This window comes from Pseudoalteromonas piscicida (assembly GCF_000238315.3).
Lineage (GTDB): Bacteria > Pseudomonadota > Gammaproteobacteria > Enterobacterales > Alteromonadaceae > Pseudoalteromonas > Pseudoalteromonas piscicida.
On sequence record NZ_CP011924.1, the window covers coordinates 3,952,151 to 3,971,540 of the forward strand.

Consider the following 19,390-nt stretch of genomic DNA (forward strand, 5'->3'; position numbering starts at 1 on the left):
TATAGGCTTTTAACCACATCTCTAGGTAAAAACATAGAATATAGAGTGAGATCTTGCGCAAAACCTAGTACTCACTTGCGATTAACAATCGTGCATGCTTTAATTAGCCCACGAAATTTTTATTGCACCTCTACTATTTAATAAAGGGCAATAAAAGTAATTAAAAGAAAAGATTACAACACTTTTGGGAAGAAACAATGGCGCTACGCTGTAAAACTATCATTGCTTCAGCCGTTCTGATGACAATGAGCGGCTGTACACTTGTTCCTGGTGGCCATTTTGAAGGAATCGGCTCTGGTGAACAAACCGCAAATCTAGAACGCGACTTAGAAAAAGTAAATATTCACATCATCGACTCTCAGTTAGTTCAAGAGCACAAAATCAAACAAGCCAAAAAAATTGACCGTTCGTCACTTGCTGGTATCGATGTCTCAAACTATGAATATCGTTTAGGCGTTGGGGATGTCATTACAATTGGCGTTTGGGATCACCCTGAACTTACAATCCCGGCTGCGGTACAAAGAACAGCCGAGTTTGATGGTTTCCGTGTTCAAGCCGACGGCACTATTAATTTTGCCTACGCCCCAAAAGTTCCGGCAGCAGGTAGAACAGTAAATGAGTTACGTGAAGATCTTACTAAACGCTTAAGTCGTGTTATCGAAGAGCCCCAAATCGATGTCAAAGTGGTTGGTTTTAGAAGCCAAAAAACATACGTAACCGGTGAAGTAACAAAACCAGGTGTATACCCAATCACAGAAACGCCAGTTACGCTAATCGATGCAATAAACCAAGCCGGTGGCCTGACTGAAAGCGCTGATTGGGAAACCGTAACATTTACTCGCGGAGAGAAAACAGAGGTTATTCAACTCGATGATTTCTATGCTGAGGGTGATATTTCACAAAACCGTTTGTTGCAACATGGTGATATTATTCATATCAGCCGTAATGACAAGCGTAATGTTTATGTTTTAGGTGATGTGATTAAAGCGGGCAAAGTAGACGTAAACCGCTATGGTTTAAGTCTAGCTGAAGCACTTACTGATGTTGGTGGCTTTAATGAACGCACAGCTGATGCTAATGGTGTTTTTGTACTGCGTAAACGCGACCTACAAAAAGACGGTGTGCTTGCAGATGTATATCAACTACACGCAAAAAATGTTGCCTCATTGGTACTTGCAGAGCAATTTGAACTGCAACCTCAAGATATTGTGTACGTTACTAGCGCGCCACTTGCTCGCTGGAACAAAGTTATCAGCTTACTATTGCCTTCGCTATCAACTGTGGATGCAATTCAAGATATTGAAAATCAATAGTGTGATTGCTCATGTTTGATAGTGTATTAATGGTTTGCGCTGGCAATATTTGCCGCAGCCCAACCGCAGAATATGTATTAAAAAGCAAATTGGCAGGTAAGAATATTCAAGTGTCGTCGGCGGGCTTAACCGCGTTAGAGGGTAAGTCTGCCGATGCAATGGCACAAGAGCTTACTAAGGCGCAAGGTATCGACATGAGTGAGCATCAAGGGCGTCAGCTCAGTGGTGCGCTTGTTGCGCAAAACAGTCTCATTTTAGTAATGGAACATAGGCACCTTGATGACTTATGCAGCCGTTACCCTCAAGCTCGTGGTAAAACCTTTTTACTTGGTAAATGGATTGGCGATAAAGAAATCCCCGATCCATACCGCCAGTCTAAAGAAGCGTTTGAACACGTATATGAGCTTATCGATAGCGCCTGTGGCGCTTGGCAACAGTATTTATAAGGAATTGCGAGTATATGAATGCTCAGCCAAATCTAATTTCTCCGCAAAAATCTAAACGAGAAGATACGCAAGAGATCGACTTAATGGCACTCTTTGGTGCCTTATTAGACGCTAAATGGTTTATTGCCGGTATTACATCGCTGTTTATGTTGTTAGGCGTGGCTTACGCCATATTTAGCACGCCAATTTATCAGGCAACCGCAATGGTACAGGTAGAAGAAAAAGGCGGTTCAGTACCTGGCTTTGATGATATGTCTGGTATGTTTGAAAGCACCTCTGCCGCGGTAACAGAAATCGAGCTACTTAAATCAAGAAGTATTATAGGTGAAGCGGTAGATACACTTAACCTAGATATAGTAGTAGAACCAAAATTGTTCCCTTTATTTGGGGGGCGAAGCTTTCGTAAGTTCGTACCACAAACTGAAGGTGAAGTTGCGGAAGAAAGCTTTGGCGCAACCTCTTATGCATGGGGCGGTGAAAAGGTAGAGATCCACCGCTTTAAAGTGCCTAATAGCGCAGAGGGAGCAGAGTTCATATTATTAGCACAAGCGGATGATAGTTTTGTTTTATTAAATGAAGATAATGAAGAAGTACTTTCTGGTAAAGTTGGGCAAGATGTAAAAGCAGGCCAGTTTGAATTAACCATCAAAACACTTATTGCACGTCCAGGTACTGAATTCTCAATAGTAAAACGTAATAGACTTCAAACTATATTAGACTTACAAGGCGCAATTTCAGCATCTGAGAAAGGTAAAGACTCGGGTATTATCAATCTTGCGCTGCAAGATAAAACCCCAGCCTACGCAGAAAGAGTACTCGATAAAGTAGCTAGTATTTATGTTCGCCGCAATGTCGAGCGTAACAGCGCTGAGGCACAGCAATCTTTGGAGTTCTTGGAAGTTCAGCTACCAGATGTTAAGCGCAACTTAGAGCGTGCTGAAAAAGCCTTTAATGAATATCAAATTCGACAAGAATCTATCGATATCAGCTTAGAAACGCAGGCGGTACTCGAGCAAATTGTGATATTAGAAACAAAACTGCAAGAACTAGAATTAAAGCGCTTAGAACTTGGCCGTAAGTTTAAACGTGAGCATCCTTCTTACCGTGGTGTGGTAGAGCAAATAGATACCGTAAAACGCCAACGTAATGAGTTAGCAGGCGAAGTTCAAGGCTTGCCAGAAACCCAGCGTGAGCTATTACGTTTAAAGCGTGATGTAGAGGTAAATAACGAGATTTATACGCTGCTGCTAGGTAAAACACAGGAGTTAGACATTGTGCGCGCAGGCACCGTTGGTAATGTGCGAATAGTAGATTACGCTGAGGTAAATACAACCCAACCAGTGAAACCTAAAAAAGCACTAATCGTTGTGGTGGCAACTATGCTTGGTGGTATGTTAGCCATTGCTATTGTACTTATTCAAAAAGCACTGCATAAGGGGATTGAGGATCCAGGTGAGATTGAAGCATTAGGGTTACCTGTTTATGCAAGCGTTCCATTTTCTGAATATCAAGTGAAATTGACTGGTTTTGCCAGAGCGCGAAAAGGTAAAACCGCAAAGGCAAAATCGATTTTAGCTATTGATAACCCAGCAGATCTCTCTGTAGAAGCGCTACGTAGCTTAAGAACAAGTTTACACTTTGCTATGTTAGAAGCTAAAAACAACGTTATTGCTATCTCAGGTCCGAGCCCTGGTGTAGGTAAATCATTTATCACAGTCAACTTAGCGACAGTCCTTGCCCAAAGCGGTAAAAAGGTGCTTGTCATCGACGGAGATATGCGTAAAGGCTACTTACAAACTCAGTTTGGCATGAAATGGGATGATGGCTTGAGCGATTATTTATCAGGTCGCTTAGACCTAACTCAAACGATAAAAAATACGCAAGTAGAAGGGTTAGATGTAATGACTCGTGGCCAAATACCTCCAAACCCTTCGGAGTTATTAATGCATCAAAACTTCACCAAATTAGTTGATGAGGTCAGTAAAATATACGATTTGGTGATTATCGATACACCGCCAATCTTAGCGGTAACAGACCCTGCTATTGTGAGTGCGCATGCAGGCACAACACTACTTGTTACCCGATTTGGTCAAAATCATGCAAAAGAACTAGAAATTACACGTAACCGTTTTGAGCAAAATGGCATCGATGTAAAGGGTGTGGTATTTAATGGCGTAGTTCGTAAATCAAGCAATGCCTATGGTTACTATGGCTACTACAATTACGAATATAAATCAGACAAGTCATAACATCAGAATCCTAAATGCCAGATTTTATATATCACACTAATTAGTTCTATTATTTACAACTAATTTATTAATGGTTTAGTGAGAGCGAGCTTTTTAACTAAGTAAAACTTGTTTTCTGTGAATTATAAACAAGAAAGTCATTTCTTATTTTAAGAACTAAGAAGTTAGCCTATCACTAGCTTTTAATTATAACGAGGAGCTTTCTCCTGATGAGAAAAATTCTAATTACCGGTGGTGCCGGCTTTATCGGATCAGCGGTGGTTCGCCATATCATCAATAATACTAAAGATAGTGTTGTAAACCTCGACAAGCTAACTTATGCAGGTAACTTAGAATCACTGGTTAGCGTTGCAGGGAGTGAGCGATATATTATCGAGCAAGTTGATATTTCTGATCGCGCAGAGGTTGAACGCGTATTCATCGAGCATAAACCTGATGCAGTGATGCATTTGGCCGCTGAATCTCATGTAGACCGCTCTATCGATGGGCCTGCTGTTTTTATTGAAACCAATATTGTTGGTACATACACTTTATTAGAAGCAGCACGTAGTTATTGGAATACCTTGGATGGTGAGCGCAAAGCAGCGTTTCGCTTCCACCATATCTCCACCGATGAAGTTTATGATGATTTAGAAGGCACAGAAGACCTATTTACCGAAACTACCTCCTACGCACCGAGTAGCCCTTATTCTGCCTCCAAAGCATCGAGTGATCACTTGGTCCGTGCGTGGCTGCGTACTTACGGTTTTCCAACCATAGTCACCAACTGCTCGAACAATTACGGACCTTACCATTTCCCCGAAAAACTCATTCCTCTGATGATTCTCAATGCGTTAGAAGGTAAAGCGCTGCCAGTTTATGGTGATGGCATGCAAATTCGCGACTGGCTATTTGTTGAGGATCACGCCCGTGCACTGTACAAAGTGATTACGGAAGGTGAAGTGGGTGAAACTTACAATATCGGAGGTCATAATGAGAAAGCCAATATTGAGGTTGTGAAAAAGATTTGTAAATTACTTGAAGAGTTAGCTCCTAATAAGCCAAGTAATGTTCAAAAGTATGAGGATCTCATAGAGTATGTAACAGATAGGCCTGGTCATGATGTCAGATATGCTATCGACGCTACAAAGATAGAGCGTGAACTTGGATGGACGCCCACGGAAACATTCGATTCAGGTCTTTATAAGACCGCAAAATGGTATATAGAAAATAAGGACTGGTGGATGCGCGCACGTAATGGAAACTATCAGTGTAACATTTAGGTATTTAAATTAGAGGATAATGATGAAAGGGATAGTATTAGCTGGAGGTTCGGGAACTCGTCTGTATCCTTTAACTAGAGGAACATCAAAACAACTGCTTCCTATTTATGATAAACCAATGGTTTATTACCCGCTCTCTACTTTAATGCTGGCAGGCATTAGGGATATATTGATTATAACAACACCTGAGGATTCGGCTGCATTTAAGCGTTTGTTGGGAGACGGAAGTGATTTTGGTATTGACATAGAGTACGCTGTGCAGTTATCACCAGATGGTCTTGCCCAAGCTTTTATTATAGGCGAAAGCTTCATAGGTGATTCCGCAGTTTGTCTAGTGCTAGGAGATAATATTTTTTATGGGCAATCTTTCTCGAATCAGCTCCAAAGCGCTAAGAAGTTAGCAGAAAAGGGTGAAGCGGCTGTTTTTGGCTATAAGGTAAAAGATCCAGAACGATTTGGTGTAGTGGAATTTGATTCTGATATGAAAGCTATATCTATTGAGGAGAAACCAATCAAACCAAAGTCGAGCTATGCCGTCACTGGACTGTACTTCTATGATAATCGCGTCGTGGAAATGGCGAAAGCTGTAAAGCCTTCAGACCGTGGGGAGCTAGAAATCACTAGTATTAATGAAATGTATCTAGATGACGGTACTCTAAATGTTGCATTATTAGGTCGGGGCTTTGCTTGGCTCGATACCGGAACACATGAAAGCTTACATGAAGCATCATCTTTTGTTCAAACTATTGAGCATATTCAAGGCATGAAAGTCGCTTGTCTTGAAGAAATAGCTTGGAAAAATGGCTGGCTTGACGATGAGCAGCTCTTGAAACTTAGTGAAAAAATGAAAAAAAATGATTACGGAAAATATTTAGAAATGCTCATTAGCGCTGATGAACAGGTTAATAATGATGATAGTTGAGAAAACAAAACTAGATGGTTGCTTAATTATAAAGCCAAAGCTATTTAATGATAGTCGAGGGTACTTTTTTGAAAGCTTCAATGAGAAAAGGTATCAAGAAATGCTGGGTATAAAAGAAAGATTTGTTCAAGATAATTGTTCTAAGTCGACAAAAGGTGTCCTTAGAGGCCTTCACTTTCAACGAAATAACCCACAAGGTAAATTGGTTTACGTAACATCTGGCAGTGTGTTAGATGTTGCTGTTGATATTAGGCCAAACTCTAAGACTTATGGCCAATATGAGTCTGTGATCTTATCAAGTGATAATAAGTTACAATTTTATGTCCCCCCAGGCTTTGCCCATGGTTTTTTAGTACTTAGTGATGTGGCTGAATTTCAATACAAGTGCACTGATTATTATTATCCTGATGACGAATGTGGTATTTATTGGAATGACGAGGAAATAAATATTGATTGGCCGATCACTAACCCGATTCTTTCCAAAAAAGATAAAGCGCAGCCAAGTTTTAAAGAGATTGTTACAGCCAAGCTTTTAGATAGCCATATAAAATAGAGAATTACTTTTCACTTGAGTGAAAATAGAAAATTAATAGCGAGCTAATTAAGTAATGAGTCTTGGTCAACGTAAGCTTGGAGCTGTACTGACATATGTGAATATATTTTTTAATGTATTTATAATGTTAGGTTTTACCCCTTTTATATTAACAAATTTGGGACAGTCAGAGTTTGGCTTATACTCTTTATCACTATCAATTCTCACATATTTAGCTGTGTTGGATTTTGGTTTTGGTAATGCGATAGTTGTTTTTGGATCAAAGTATATAGAAAAGAAAGACTATAAGAAACAAATTACATTATATGGTACTATTCTAACTGCTTATCTTGGTGTTAGTATTATATCTATATTTCTAATGTTGATTTTCTATAATAAAGCTAGTGTAATATTTTTGGGAAGTATGAACTATGAAGAAGTTTCAACGCTAAAAAATTTGATATTAATATTGTCACTAAATATAGCTTTTTCTATACCTCTTAACATATACAAGTCTATCCTAACCGCTTATGAAGAGTTTGTTTTTATAAAGTTGGCAAGTATAGTTAGAGCTATTCTCGTACCTTTAACCATATTTATTGCATTGATATTAGGTTCCGATGTTGTAATTTTGATTTCTATAATTTCACTAATAAACCTTGCTTATCTAATTTCACATTATTTTTTCTTCAATAAAAAAGTAAGCGTTAATTTTTCCATACGTTTTTTCGATATGCGAGTGATGAAGTCTGTTTTTAATTATTCATCTTTCATTTTGCTGGCAATAATTGTCGATCAAATAAACTGGAATTTTGGTCAATTTATTTTAGGGGCATACTCAGGCGTAGATAGTATAGCTGTTTATTCAATAGCCATAATGTTTAACTCTGCATTTGTAATGCTGTCTACTGCAATAAGTGGTGTACTTTTACCAAAAATAACAAAAATGATATCTAATGGAGCATGTTATAAAATCCTGACTTTGGAAATGATTAAAATAGGGAGGTTGCAGGCTTTTATCATATTGCCTGTAATTTTTGGGTTTATTCTGTTCGGAAAGGCATTCATTAGCTTGTGGGCTGGTGCAGTGTATAAAGATGCATATTACCTTACTCTAATAATAATGATACCCCTTTCAATACCTCTTTTGCAGAATTTAGGCCTTACAATACTACAAGCAAAGCAAAGATTTAAATTTAGAGCATTGACTGCTTTTTACATGTCGATAATTACCGCGGTTTCCTCTGTCGCGTTAGCTGAAGATTACGGATATTGGGGGGTTTCTATATCTATAGGAACTACGTTATTTATTTTGAATGGTGTAATTATGAATTTCTATTATAGATATTTGGGGGTTGATGTTATTAAATTTTGGTGGGATCTGATTAAGGTGATAACTCCAATGTTTATTATCTTTATTTCAATATATTCAACAGGTATTGCTTCACCTTTGATGAATTGGGGAGAGCTGTTAGTTTATGGTTTCTTATTCATAGTTATCTGCTGCTTATGTTTTTACTTTTTTTCTATGAATAAATATGAAAAAGAATTGATACATAAAATAATTACTATTTTTAATCCATCGAAATTACAAAATAGAGAGTAACCTTTAAGTGATAAGTAGATATTTTTTATGAATATTAACGAGTTTAACGATAAAAAGAAGTTCAGTGAAGCAAGTGGAATCATATCTCTTATAGATTCGAGGATCAGTCTTAGATTAAATAAGTATGGTTTATATGAGGAGAGTATTGATTCTGCAGATTACGAAGAATTGGATCCCAAATGCATAAATGTTACACCATATTTGAATAGCTCTTTGAATGAAGGTGATATTTCTGAAGAGTTATTTTCAAATAACGAAGAAGTTCAGTACGACAATAGATTAGGTTACTTTTGTGGTTTGTATGTTGGACATGTATTTGAAGGTGACTATCGTAAAAATGCAAGTTCAGGTGGAGTTGGAACATGGATTTTAAAAGAGTTACTAGCACAAAAGCTTGTGGATGGAGTAATTCATGTCAAGGAAAATGAAGATAAATCCTCACCTATACTTTTTAGTTATCAAATATCACGCAATTTAAAAGAAGTGAAAGAAGGAGCTAAAACAAAGTATTATCCTGTAGAATTATCAGAAATTCTAAAAACAGTAAAGAACGAAAAAGGAAAGTTTGCAATAGTAGGAATTCCAAGCTTTATTATGGCTATCCGCTTGCTTGCTAAGGAGGAGCCTATCTTTTCTGATAAGATTGCATATACAATTGGTTTAATATGTGGACATCAAAAAAGTTCAAAGTTCGCTGAATATATGGCTTGGCAAGTCGGTATTAAACCTGGGAATCTTAAGCATATAGATTTTAGGTATAAGATTGATGGGCTGCGGGCTGATAAGTATGCAATAAAAATGGAAGGCCTAATCAATGGCGAAGAAAAAACAATAATCAAGTTAAAAGATGAACTCGGTGGACAAAATTGGGGGCTAGGTTATTTCAAGCCACTAGCTTCAGATTATACCGATGATGTTTTCAACGAAACAGCTGACATAGTTGTCGGCGACGCATGGCTACCTGAATACACAGGTGATAGTCTTGGAAATAATATTTTGATTGTTCGTAACCAATTATTAAACTCACTTATTGAAAAGTCAATCGAATCGGGAGTGTTGAAACTAGATAAAGTAAATTCTGAAAAAATATTTCAATCTCAAGCTGCCCATTATAGGCATACAAAAGAAGAGCTTCCTTATCGTATATATAATAAAAAAAATGGAAATAGGTGGTATCCAAAGTTAAGAGTCGAACCTAGTAATTCATTACCCATAACACGTAAGCTTGTTCAGCGTATTAGAATTATTATATCAGAGAAATCTCATTTGTACTATAAAGTAGCCGTTGAAAAAGGGGATGTAGGTTATTTTGAAAGGAAAATGAGGTTCTATGAACTAATATATAATTTTGTTTACCTACTTATGGGTATTCAAAATAAAGGTTTGATAGGTACGTTAAAGTATTTTAAGTGTAGGTTAACTAGGAGTAAAAGTTGAAAGTTTTGGTTTTAACATTTCCATTGATTAATAACTATGGTGGGATTATACAGGCTTATGCATTAATGAAGGTGTTAACTGAGCTCGGTTTTGAGCCGGTATTAGCTAATTTAAGACCTGAGTCAGATATTCTAGCAGTAACTAAATACGTAATAAAGAGATGTTTCTTGCCTTTTTCAAGTAAGCATAAAGGCAGCTCTCTAAATATAGCTGATCCAAAGATAAAAAGTTTCATAAAGGAAGAAATAAGCCCAAAAACGGAAGCTATTTATAACTTTAATCAACTTAAGAAACTTCTAGATAGAAATGAGTATAGTTGTTGTATTGTTGGTAGTGATCAAGTATTTGCTAAATTAGGCTATCCTAGGTTTGAAGATATTTACTCTTTGGGGTTTGTTAATGACAAGGTTACTAAGATTGCTTACGCGGCATCTTTCGGGGGAGGTGAGTTTCAAGGTAGCGCTAATAAAGTTAATTATCATTCCAAAAGCCTTAAGAAATTTAAAGCTATATCAGTAAGAGAAGAAAGCGGGGTAGAAGTATGTGAAAGAACATTTGATGTTCAGGCAGAACATGTTTTAGACCCAACAATTATAATAGATAAGAGTTATTATATAGATATTATTGAAAAATACACTTGTGAAAGAAATGAAGGGAAGTTGTTTTCCTATATCTTGGATAAGGAAAATAAAGACTATACGTTTATTGAAAAAGTGGCAAGTGAGAAAGGGTTGGAATTAAAAGAAGTAAATGATGGTAACGACTCAAAAGAAAAAGTTAATATTGAAGAGTGGTTGAATTATATTTATAGCTCAGACTATATTGTTACTGATTCATTTCATGGAGTCGTTTTTTCTATTATTTTTAATAAACCTTTTAGTTGTATAATAAATAATAAAAGAGGAGCTGATCGTTTCCTTTCATTACTTAAATTAGTCAATTTAGAAAGTAGAATTTTGGATGAGCATTTTGTAGATCATGAGATAGATTGGCATGGTGTTAACAAGGTGTTAAGTTTGTTGAGGTTGAACTCGATAGATTTTCTAGTTAAAAATTTAAATTAAAAAATGAGATTTAATTAATGGAAAATTACACAGTATTTGGTGGCAGTGGTTTCATCGGAAGAGAAGTTGTTTCGCGCTTAGAAAAGAAGGGCGCTAACGTATTTGTCCCTAAAAGAAATGATTTAAGTGTGTTTGAAAGAGATTTAGGTCACATTATTTATTCTGCAGGTTATGGGAATTGTCAGAAATCACCATTCAATGTAATTGAAGCAAACCTCTCATTGCTAAACAACGTTTTAAATAGAGCCGATTATAGTGGTATAACATATATATCTTCAACTAGGTTATACCTTGGTCAGAGTGAAACCAGAGAAGACTCAAACTTGGTGATTCAAGGCTTGGATCAAAGGCGTTTGTTTAACCTGAGCAAGCTTGCAGCTGAAGAATTATGTCTTAAAAGCGATAGCTTGATTGTTAGACCTAGTAATGTTTACGGTACGGCTTTAGAAAGCGATTTATTCTTGCCTTCAATAATTAAAGATGCATTAGTAAAAAAAGTAGTGAATATGTATGTTACAAAAAGCTACAGTAAAGATTACGTATATGTTGGCGATGTCGCAGACTCCATTATAAAGCTCATCGAAAACAATGTTAAAGGGATTGTTAATGTTGCATCCGGGAAAAATGTTTGTGCTGGTAGCATTGCTGATATTTTGGAAGAGAAAACCAATACTAAAATCAACTGGCATGTTGAAGAAGATTTTGATGAATTCTCAGAAATTGATGTAGAAAAGATTAATGGATTGCTTGACTATAACCCTCGCTCAGTTTTGAAAGATATGGAATTAATGATTGAAAGCTATCGAGCTTCATTATTATAATACTTAGGAGAGTGATATTGGCGCCTTATTTCATGGCTTTTTTCGGTCTTATTTTTCTATCATTTTTTGAAAGATATCGACTGCTTCTAAATGGTAGACTACCTTTAGTTGTCGCCTTTTTATTTATGGTTGCTTTTACGGGGCTTAGAGGAGATGTCGGTACTGATACGTCAAGCTATTTGAATATATTCAAAGCCATTAATGTCTATGAAGTTATTTTGGAACCTTGTTTCTACTATCTAAATAAACTAACTTATTTTTTTGGGTTTGATTTTGAAGCTTTCTTAATTATAGTCTCCATTATAAGCCTATTTTTTTATTTTTACTCATTGTACAAGTTTTTAGGTGTTGGTCTCGTCTTAGCTGCTTTTTTGATTATTTATAGTGATACATATATGTACTTCAATTTAAGTGGTTTACGTCAAGGTCTTGCTCTTTCTGTGGTTATGCTTGCTGGGTACTATGCGTTACATCAGAAATTTTTAGCTTTTGCTTTTTTGGTCCTGCTCGCGACTTTATTCCATAAAACAGCTTTGGTCGCTTTTCTATATTGGCCACTTATGAATTTTGATTTCTCAAGGTATTTAAACTTTTTTTCTTTTTCTATTCTTATCTTTTTAGGTGTGGGGTGGTTTTCTCTTTCAGGTGAAGTTGTATCTATTTTGGAACGTGTCGTTAACTTTAAGGGGGCTGAAATGTACTTGTCTGAGTCTTATAATCAGTTCTCAATGGAGGCATATTTAAATGGTTTGATAAGAAGAGTATATCCGTTGTTTTTTGTTTTTCTTATTTTTAGGTTTAACCTAACTGACTTGTTTCTTAAGAAGTTGTTTAGTGTTTACTCTTTCGGCTTTCTTTTTTATCTATTAAACTATCCTGTTTTGCAGGATGTAACGGTAAGGCTTTCAAGCTATTTTCTTATTTTTGAATCTGTATTGGTGGTTTATATGTTTTCAAAAATACAACACGTCAGTAACCGCCTTATTTTTATATTGGTTGTTCTTTTTGTTTTGCTGTATAAGTTGTTTTCTTATGCTAATAACCCAGATTATAATTATGTTGTTTTTTCTATTTTTTAAAGTGATTTTATATGAAGTCGGTTAAGTCAGTAAATATCTTTGTTTTGGATGTGACGCTAAAAGGTGGTATTGAGAGGTTTTGTGCTAATCTAGCTAATTCTTTAGTAAAGAAAGGAATGCATGTGAGAGTATATTCACTACATAAAACAAATGATAAGCCTCTTTATCCTATAAATAGCAGTGTTGAAATATTTTACATCTCTAAGTTTAAGTTTTATAATAATTTTTACAAAATAACGACTCTATATGCTTGCCTTCTTTTGCGAAGAATGAGCTTCTTATTCAATGAAAATTGTAAAATTATTTCCACACATCCAATTACAACTATTCTTTTGAATTTCCTTGGCTTTAAAATGAGTAATTTGATTGCTAGTGAGCACAGTAGTTATGAAAGCCACGGGAAGCTGGTTTGCTTTCTAAGAAAGAGAGCTTATAAGTCTGTAAATGCGATAGTTACTCAAACTAAAAGTGGCTACGAAAGTTTTAAGAGTATAGGGTTAGAATCAACAACAATATATAATTCAACTGTAAATTTTTCAGATTCAGATCAGTGGAAGTATAATACTAATGAAAACTTTTTATGTTTATCTGTAGCCAGAGTTGAGTCTGTAAAACAACTACATATTATACTTTATATTGCTAAAGAAATTAAAAGTCGCGGTCTACCAATAACTTTTGCAATTGTTGGGGATGGAAGTGAAAAGGAATCATTACAGCATCTATCTGCTAAGTTGGGAGTATCTGATATGGTAACTTTTTATCCGGCTACGAATGATGTATTTCTTTATTATAAAAAAGCAGCGCTTTATCTTATAACGTCTAAAACTGAGTCTTTTTCTATGACGATGACAGAAGCGTTGTCTTACTCCGTTCCTGTTATTAGTAATGGTAGTCTAGTGGGACCTTCTGAGGTGATTATAAACGGTTTAAATGGCTTTTTGTGTAAGGATAATGATGTTAGTGAGTTTAGTGACTTAATAGAGGGTGTTTATAGAAGTGCTGATCTTAAAAGGTTAAAAGATGCTTCGCTGAGGTCTGCATTCCGTTTTAATGAAGATAAGGTGATAGATAAGTGGCTGGCACTGATAAATCTAACAAAGTAAAATTTACGGTTGTTGTTCCTGTTTATAATTCGGTTGAATTTATTGCAGAAACTATTCGTAGTATTAAGATGCAGGATTATGAGTATTTTGAAGTTATAATGGTTGATGATGGTTCAAGTGATGGTTCTGTTGATATTATAAATGAACAGATTGGTAATGACCCCAGATTTAAGTTGTTATCACAAAAAAATGCAGGCCCAAATGTAGCTCGAAATTACGCTATAAGTCACGCCAAAGGTGATTATTTGTTATTTTTAGATTCTGATGATATATATCATAAAAATGCATTTTCTAAAGTTAATAAAGAGTTGAATAGAAAGAGTTTTGATATAATAAACTTTGGTTATGAATTTAAAGACTTTTGTAGCGGAAAAGTTTATTCTCGTTCTAACTATAGTGTTCACGAACTGATGGGAGAACAGGCTCTAACTTCTTCACTTCTGCAAGGAGGGATTAGTGGTGTTTGCTGGAATAAGTGTATAAAGAGGGAATTGCTGGTTAGTAACGGTATTGAGTTTACGCCAGATAGGAAGCATGGTAGAGATATACTGTTCAGTAGAATATGTAGTTATTATGCAAAAAATGCCTTAATACTACCAGATGTTTTAATTTTTTCACGATTCAGGTACTCTAGTTATTCTCGTAGCTTTACAGAGAAAAATGTTCATTCGGCAATTGATCTTGTTCAGAAGCATAAAGACTTCTTTGAGAATAATGTTTCACAGTCTAATTTTCTTCATTTAAAATCTGCAATGTTTCGTCACTTATTGTATATATTTATATTAAGCGCGTTCAGGATTCATCGTGGAACTGACTTTTTTAAAAATGCAGAACTCCTAAATTCGGAAATGAGTAATGATTTTTATCATGAAATAAATGATAGTCTTAATCTGAAATTTAGGCTTTTAAGCAAGGTGTCAAAATTTCCAATGCTATTTAGGTTTTTATGTCAGTTTATAAAAAAGTTGGGTTTTCAACCATATTAAAAAGGTTATAATATGTGCGGTATCGTGGGAGCTTTATCTATAGATAGAAACCGATCTGTAGATAATGAAAGGGTTATTAATTCAATTGACTTTATAGAATATCGGGGACCTGACTCAAGGGGAATGTGGGCGTCATTGTGTGGAAAAGTTAAGTTTGGTCACGCTAGACTTGCTATCGTCGACTTGTCTGAGCTTGGCAACCAACCTATGTTGGTAGGTAATAATGTAATCAGTTTTAATGGTGAAATATACAATTATGTCGAATTAAGAAATGAACTAATCTCTTTAGGTGTTGAGTTTAGCAGCTCGACAGACACTGAAGTGATATTGCAAGGTTACTCTATTTTTGGAAATGAGTTTTTTAAAAAACTCAATGGAGCTTACGCCTTTTCCATTTACAATGGCGATACTAATGAAGTGGTCATTTGTCGTGATAGAGCTGGAGAAAAACCACTTTATTATATTGACTATGATGGCTCATTCTTTTTTTCTTCTGATTTGAAGGCGCTTTTGGAAATTTCGAAAGCTCCAAGAAAAATTACTAAAAAGGCTTTGTTTGATTACTTTTATCATGGTTATTCTACCAGCAGAGGAGGCTGGGTTGAGGGTGTTAGCTCTTTAGAGCCAGGTACCTATTTAACGGTTAAGATTGATGATTTATCCAGAGTTTTTCACAGTTATTGGAGTGTTTCACGGTCAGAAAAAGTAAGCCATGACTATGAGTATTTGAGAGACAGATTATCATATTTGCTCAATGATTCAGTTAAACTTCAATTAAGATGTGATGTTCCAGCTTCTGTTTTATTGAGTGGCGGAGTTGATTCAAGTTTGTTAACTGCTATCGCTAGTCAACATGTGAGTCAAGTTAAGACTTTTACAGTCAAATTTCCTGGTTTTTCGGCATTCGATGAGTCGGAGAGTGCCCGCCTTATAGCTCGTCACTTTAGTACTGAACATCATGAAATAGAGGGAGTTGATATATCTCCAGAACTACTGCTGTCGATTGGAAAAAGAATAGATGTTCCTATAAATGATTCCTCTTTACTTCCTACTTACTTAGTGAATCAAGCGGTAGCAAAGCATTGTAAAGTTGCACTTAGTGGGGATGGAGGAGATGAGCTTTTCGGGGGCTATAAACATTACGAAAGATTTCAAATGCTAGAGCCAACATTAGCCAAACTTAAGCCGATTTTAAAACACATGCCAACTAGTTTACTTAGGCAGAAAATGCCACTTCAGTATAAGTCTCGTAATTGGTTAAAGGCCTTAGAGGAGTATGCTAATGGAGCTAAGGTGCCAAACATTAGAGCTTTTTATGATGAGTTTACTTTATCAAAGCTTTTGCCTGCAATTGGTTCCAATGACTACACTAACGACGATTGGGGTAAGCTAGGTTTTAAGAGCGGAGCATCAATTCTAGAGTTACTTTCTGTGGCTGATTTTCATCATTATTTGAGAGATAGCATTTTGGTAAAAAGTGATAGATGTTCGATGCTCAATTCTATAGAAAGCAGGGCTCCTATTCTTGACTATAGAATAATTGATTTTGCTTTTAACGAAGTACCTAATGAGTATAAAATAAATAAAGGTATTAAAAAATTTCTGCTAAAGGGTATAGCGAAAGACTTATTGCCACCATCTTTTGACTTTAATCGTAAGTTAGGCTTCAATCTTCCTCTAGGTTCAATGATTCGGAAAGGAGATTGGAAATCAATGTTTGGTGATATGATAAGCTCTAATTCAACCTTCATAAATACTAATTACGCAAAGGAACTTTTTGATCGTCACCTTAAAGGTGAAGAGCACACTGATAGATTGTTTGCTATTATCTTATTTCTAATTTGGTCGAATGAAAATAATATAGTGTTATGATAAGGTTTGATTTTTTTTATAAGGCTGTATGGGTTTTAAGGGCGTTATTGTTAAAGCCATTTTTCGGTAGCTTGGGGTTATATAGCTATATTGGCAAGCCAATATTTCTTTTCGGTATAAACAGAATTTTTTTAGGAAATAGAGTCAGAATTTTTCCCAATAGTAGAATTGAGGTTTATAACGCAGGAACTCTATCTGTAGGTAACAATGTTTCTATTGGTCAATCATTTCACGCAATTTGTTCTGATAAAGTTACAATATCCGAGGGCGCTCTTATATCGGCGAACGTTTTTATAACAGATACAAATCATATTTTTGATGATCTTTCTCTTCCTGTTCATGCTCAGCCTAATACATCTGTTCCTACTTTTATAGGGCGAAATTGTTTTATCGGTTATGGTGTTGTGGTCCAAGCTGGTACTACACTTGGCGATAATTGCGTGGTTGGAGCAAACTCCACAATTAAAGGGGTATATGCAGCGGGGTCTGTGATAGTAGGCTCTCCAGGTAGAGTAATTAAAACGAGAGTACAGCAGAGTAAGTAAGTTATGGGCAATAAGAAAAGTATATTAATGTTGGCTCCTCAGGTATTTGGATATGATGAAAAGTTGAAGGACGCTCTAGCCAAGCATTGCAGCTTTAGTCTTTTTTTCAATGAAAGACCGGGTAATAGTTTTTTGATAAAGGCTGGCATTAGGCTTAATTTTAGGCCGTTGACATTTGTCTTAACCTATTTTTATTTCCAGAAAATTGCGAGATTTCTTGATAAGCATGAGATAGATCAAGTTCTTATAATTAATCCAGAGGCAACACCTGAGTGGTTCTTGAAAATGGTGAGCCAAAAAAAAATTAAATTAACAATTTATCTTTGGGATTCAATCGTCAATAAGCCAGGAAGTAAGAAATTAGCTCGCCACGCTGATAAAGTGTGGAGTTTTGATCCTAAAGACTGTGAAAGTTATGGCTATCATTATAAACCGTTGTTCTATTCTGAAAATTTTATTACATCACAAAAGCATCAATATGATTTGTCGTTTATTGGTACTCTTCATGGAGATCGTTATCTTGTTGTTAATAAAGTTTTGGAAAATTTGTATGGCTTGAAAACCTATAAGTTCTTTTATTGCCCAAGTAAGTTAATGTTTTTATTCCATAAATATATATCAAGAAAGTGGTGGAGTGTGAGATTTTCGGATGTTGATTTTGAACCATTGAAACCAGCAGAGGTTAATTCTGTTCTTGCATCCAGTTTTGCAATTTTGGATGTACATAGCCCGAATCAAAGCGGCTTAACTATGAGAACGATAGAGACATTGGGTAATGGTAAGAAAATGTTAACTACAAATTTAAATATCAAAGAAGAACACTTTTATGATGAAACATACGTGAAGTGTTTTGATAGAAGCAATCTTGATCAATTAACTCCTGAAGAGTTGGAAAAGTTCGTCAAATCAAAGCCTGACAAAAAGCTTGATATGCATTCTCAACATATTGATAAGTGGATTGGAAGCCTTTTAGATGGTTAGTTTCTTTATATTTTTTAAACGTGAATTTTTTATCTATACTGTATGCAATGACTTTACTAACTAAGTATTCATCAAGGATGTAAATATGTTTCTAGAGCTCTGTTTCGTAACTTTTTTTTCGTTTACTACGCTTTTTTTGATGAGAAAAGTAGCTAAACGAATTGGTCTAGTGGATGTACCTTGTGAAAGAAAAGTTCATCAAGGTTCTATACCTTTAGCTGGCGGCATCTCTGTCTGTGTTTCAGTTTCTTACTTTCTATTGAGCCGAGCGGATAGTTTTCCAAACCTTACCGTTTTGTCAGTTAGCCTGATCCTGCTAACGACTCTCGGTGCGTTAGATGATAAATACGATCTCAGTGTAAAAGTGAGAATTGCTTTCCAAGCATGTATTGCAGCAGCGATGATATATTTTACTCAATATCAAATTTTTTCGCTGGGTAACCTATTTGGTTTTGGAGAAATTGAATTAGGAGCAATCGGCACAATTATGACTATAGTCGCTGTAATCGCAGCGATAAATGCATTTAATATGGTCGATGGTATAGACGGCTTACTAGGTGGACTTTCAATTGTTACTTTCGCTAGTCTTGCTTTATTAGGCGTTGTTTACGGCGATAGTCTTACCACTGCTATTTCTCTTATTTTTGTCTTTGCAATAATACCTTATGTGCTTATGAACTTGGGCTTGCTAGGAAGAGAGCGAAAAGTATTTATGGGCGATGCCGGTAGTATGATGATTGGTTTTGCCGTGGTTTGGTTATTGCTATCTGTTAGTCAAACGGCTGGACCCGCTTCAGAGTCAGTTCGTCCAGTAACAGCTATATGGTTAATTGCTATCCCCCTAATGGACATGACAGCGATTATGATTCGTAGAATCAGGCGTGGAGACTCTCCCTTTAAGCCTGATAGGGAGCACCTTCATCATATATTTCAGAAGCTAGGTTTTACATCTATCCAAACGCTAGCTGTTATAGTGACCATATCAGCTATATTGGCGCTAATAGGTATAGGTGGCGAGCTACTCAATATACCCGAGTATGTAATGTTTTATGCTTTTGTTCTGCTCTTTATTGGATATCACCTAGTGCTGAGTAAGATTTCTGCCGTGAGTTTGTTCATCAATAATACTTTTGGCACTCAACTTAATGTGGAAAATGTGAAAGCGTAAAGAA

General features: G+C 35.9%; 17 protein-coding genes. All 17 read left to right on the forward strand.

Annotation, left to right across the window (positions count from 1 at the left end):
• The first annotated feature begins 197 nt into the window (after positions 1-197).
• Entirely contained in the window at positions 198-1,313 is a 1,116-nt protein-coding gene (locus PPIS_RS17955) for a polysaccharide export protein (protein WP_010368555.1), read from the forward strand.
• A gap of 11 nt (positions 1,314-1,324) precedes the next feature.
• A complete protein-coding gene (locus PPIS_RS17960) occupies positions 1,325-1,759 on the forward strand; it encodes a low molecular weight protein-tyrosine-phosphatase (RefSeq protein WP_010368554.1) in 435 nt (144 codons plus the stop codon).
• Between the two features lie 14 nt (positions 1,760-1,773).
• On the forward strand, positions 1,774-4,008 hold the full coding sequence (locus PPIS_RS17965; protein WP_010368552.1) for a polysaccharide biosynthesis tyrosine autokinase: 2,235 nt from the start codon (positions 1,774-1,776) through the stop codon (positions 4,006-4,008).
• 209 nt (positions 4,009-4,217) lie between these two features.
• The gene (gene rfbB, locus PPIS_RS17970; protein ID WP_010368550.1) at positions 4,218-5,270 is read left to right on the forward strand and encodes a dTDP-glucose 4,6-dehydratase; all 1,053 of its coding nucleotides are present in this window, start codon (positions 4,218-4,220) and stop codon (positions 5,268-5,270) included.
• A gap of 22 nt (positions 5,271-5,292) precedes the next feature.
• Positions 5,293-6,192: a glucose-1-phosphate thymidylyltransferase RfbA gene (gene rfbA / locus PPIS_RS17975; protein ID WP_010368549.1), complete on the forward strand. Its 900-nt coding sequence runs from the start codon at positions 5,293-5,295 to the stop codon at positions 6,190-6,192.
• On the forward strand, positions 6,182-6,745 hold the full coding sequence (gene rfbC / locus PPIS_RS17980) for a dTDP-4-dehydrorhamnose 3,5-epimerase (RefSeq protein ID WP_010368546.1): 564 nt from the start codon (positions 6,182-6,184) through the stop codon (positions 6,743-6,745). Before rfbA ends, rfbC begins: the two co-directional genes overlap by 11 nt.
• Positions 6,746-6,800: 55 nt before the next feature.
• Positions 6,801-8,330: a lipopolysaccharide biosynthesis protein gene (locus PPIS_RS17985; protein WP_010368544.1), complete on the forward strand. Its 1,530-nt coding sequence runs from the start codon at positions 6,801-6,803 to the stop codon at positions 8,328-8,330.
• 27 nt (positions 8,331-8,357) lie between these two features.
• Positions 8,358-9,767, forward strand: coding sequence for a Coenzyme F420 hydrogenase/dehydrogenase, beta subunit C-terminal domain (locus PPIS_RS17990; RefSeq protein WP_010368543.1), 1,410 nt, complete (start codon positions 8,358-8,360; stop codon positions 9,765-9,767).
• The gene (locus tag PPIS_RS17995; RefSeq protein WP_010368542.1) at positions 9,764-10,831 is read left to right on the forward strand and encodes a polysaccharide pyruvyl transferase family protein; all 1,068 of its coding nucleotides are present in this window, start codon (positions 9,764-9,766) and stop codon (positions 10,829-10,831) included. Before PPIS_RS17990 ends, PPIS_RS17995 begins: the two co-directional genes overlap by 4 nt.
• A gap of 17 nt (positions 10,832-10,848) precedes the next feature.
• Positions 10,849-11,652 carry an NAD-dependent epimerase/dehydratase family protein gene (locus PPIS_RS18000; protein WP_010368539.1) on the forward strand — a complete coding sequence of 268 codons (804 nt, stop codon included), beginning with the start codon at positions 10,849-10,851 and terminating at the stop codon, positions 11,650-11,652.
• An 11-nt stretch (positions 11,653-11,663) separates the two neighbouring features.
• A complete protein-coding gene (locus PPIS_RS18005; protein WP_407873788.1) occupies positions 11,664-12,731 on the forward strand; it encodes an EpsG family protein in 1,068 nt (355 codons plus the stop codon).
• A gap of 11 nt (positions 12,732-12,742) precedes the next feature.
• Complete coding sequence (locus tag PPIS_RS18010) at positions 12,743-13,834, forward strand: glycosyltransferase (RefSeq protein ID WP_010368535.1); 1,092 nt, start codon at positions 12,743-12,745, stop codon at positions 13,832-13,834.
• A complete protein-coding gene (locus PPIS_RS18015; RefSeq protein ID WP_010368533.1) occupies positions 13,804-14,820 on the forward strand; it encodes a glycosyltransferase family 2 protein in 1,017 nt (338 codons plus the stop codon). Before PPIS_RS18010 ends, PPIS_RS18015 begins: the two co-directional genes overlap by 31 nt.
• Before the next feature lie 12 nt (positions 14,821-14,832).
• On the forward strand, positions 14,833-16,692 hold the full coding sequence (gene asnB / locus PPIS_RS18020) for an asparagine synthase (glutamine-hydrolyzing) (RefSeq protein WP_081629134.1): 1,860 nt from the start codon (positions 14,833-14,835) through the stop codon (positions 16,690-16,692).
• Positions 16,689-17,237 (forward strand): acyltransferase, encoded by a 549-nt coding sequence (locus PPIS_RS18025; protein WP_010368528.1) that lies wholly within the window; start codon positions 16,689-16,691, stop codon positions 17,235-17,237. Before asnB ends, PPIS_RS18025 begins: the two co-directional genes overlap by 4 nt.
• Before the next feature lie 3 nt (positions 17,238-17,240).
• On the forward strand, positions 17,241-18,218 hold the full coding sequence (locus tag PPIS_RS18030) for a WaaS/CpsH family glycosyltransferase (protein ID WP_010368526.1): 978 nt from the start codon (positions 17,241-17,243) through the stop codon (positions 18,216-18,218).
• A gap of 85 nt (positions 18,219-18,303) precedes the next feature.
• Positions 18,304-19,386: a UDP-N-acetylglucosamine--undecaprenyl-phosphate N-acetylglucosaminephosphotransferase gene (gene wecA / locus PPIS_RS18035; protein ID WP_010368525.1), complete on the forward strand. Its 1,083-nt coding sequence runs from the start codon at positions 18,304-18,306 to the stop codon at positions 19,384-19,386.
• Positions 19,387-19,390 lie beyond the last annotated feature (4 nt).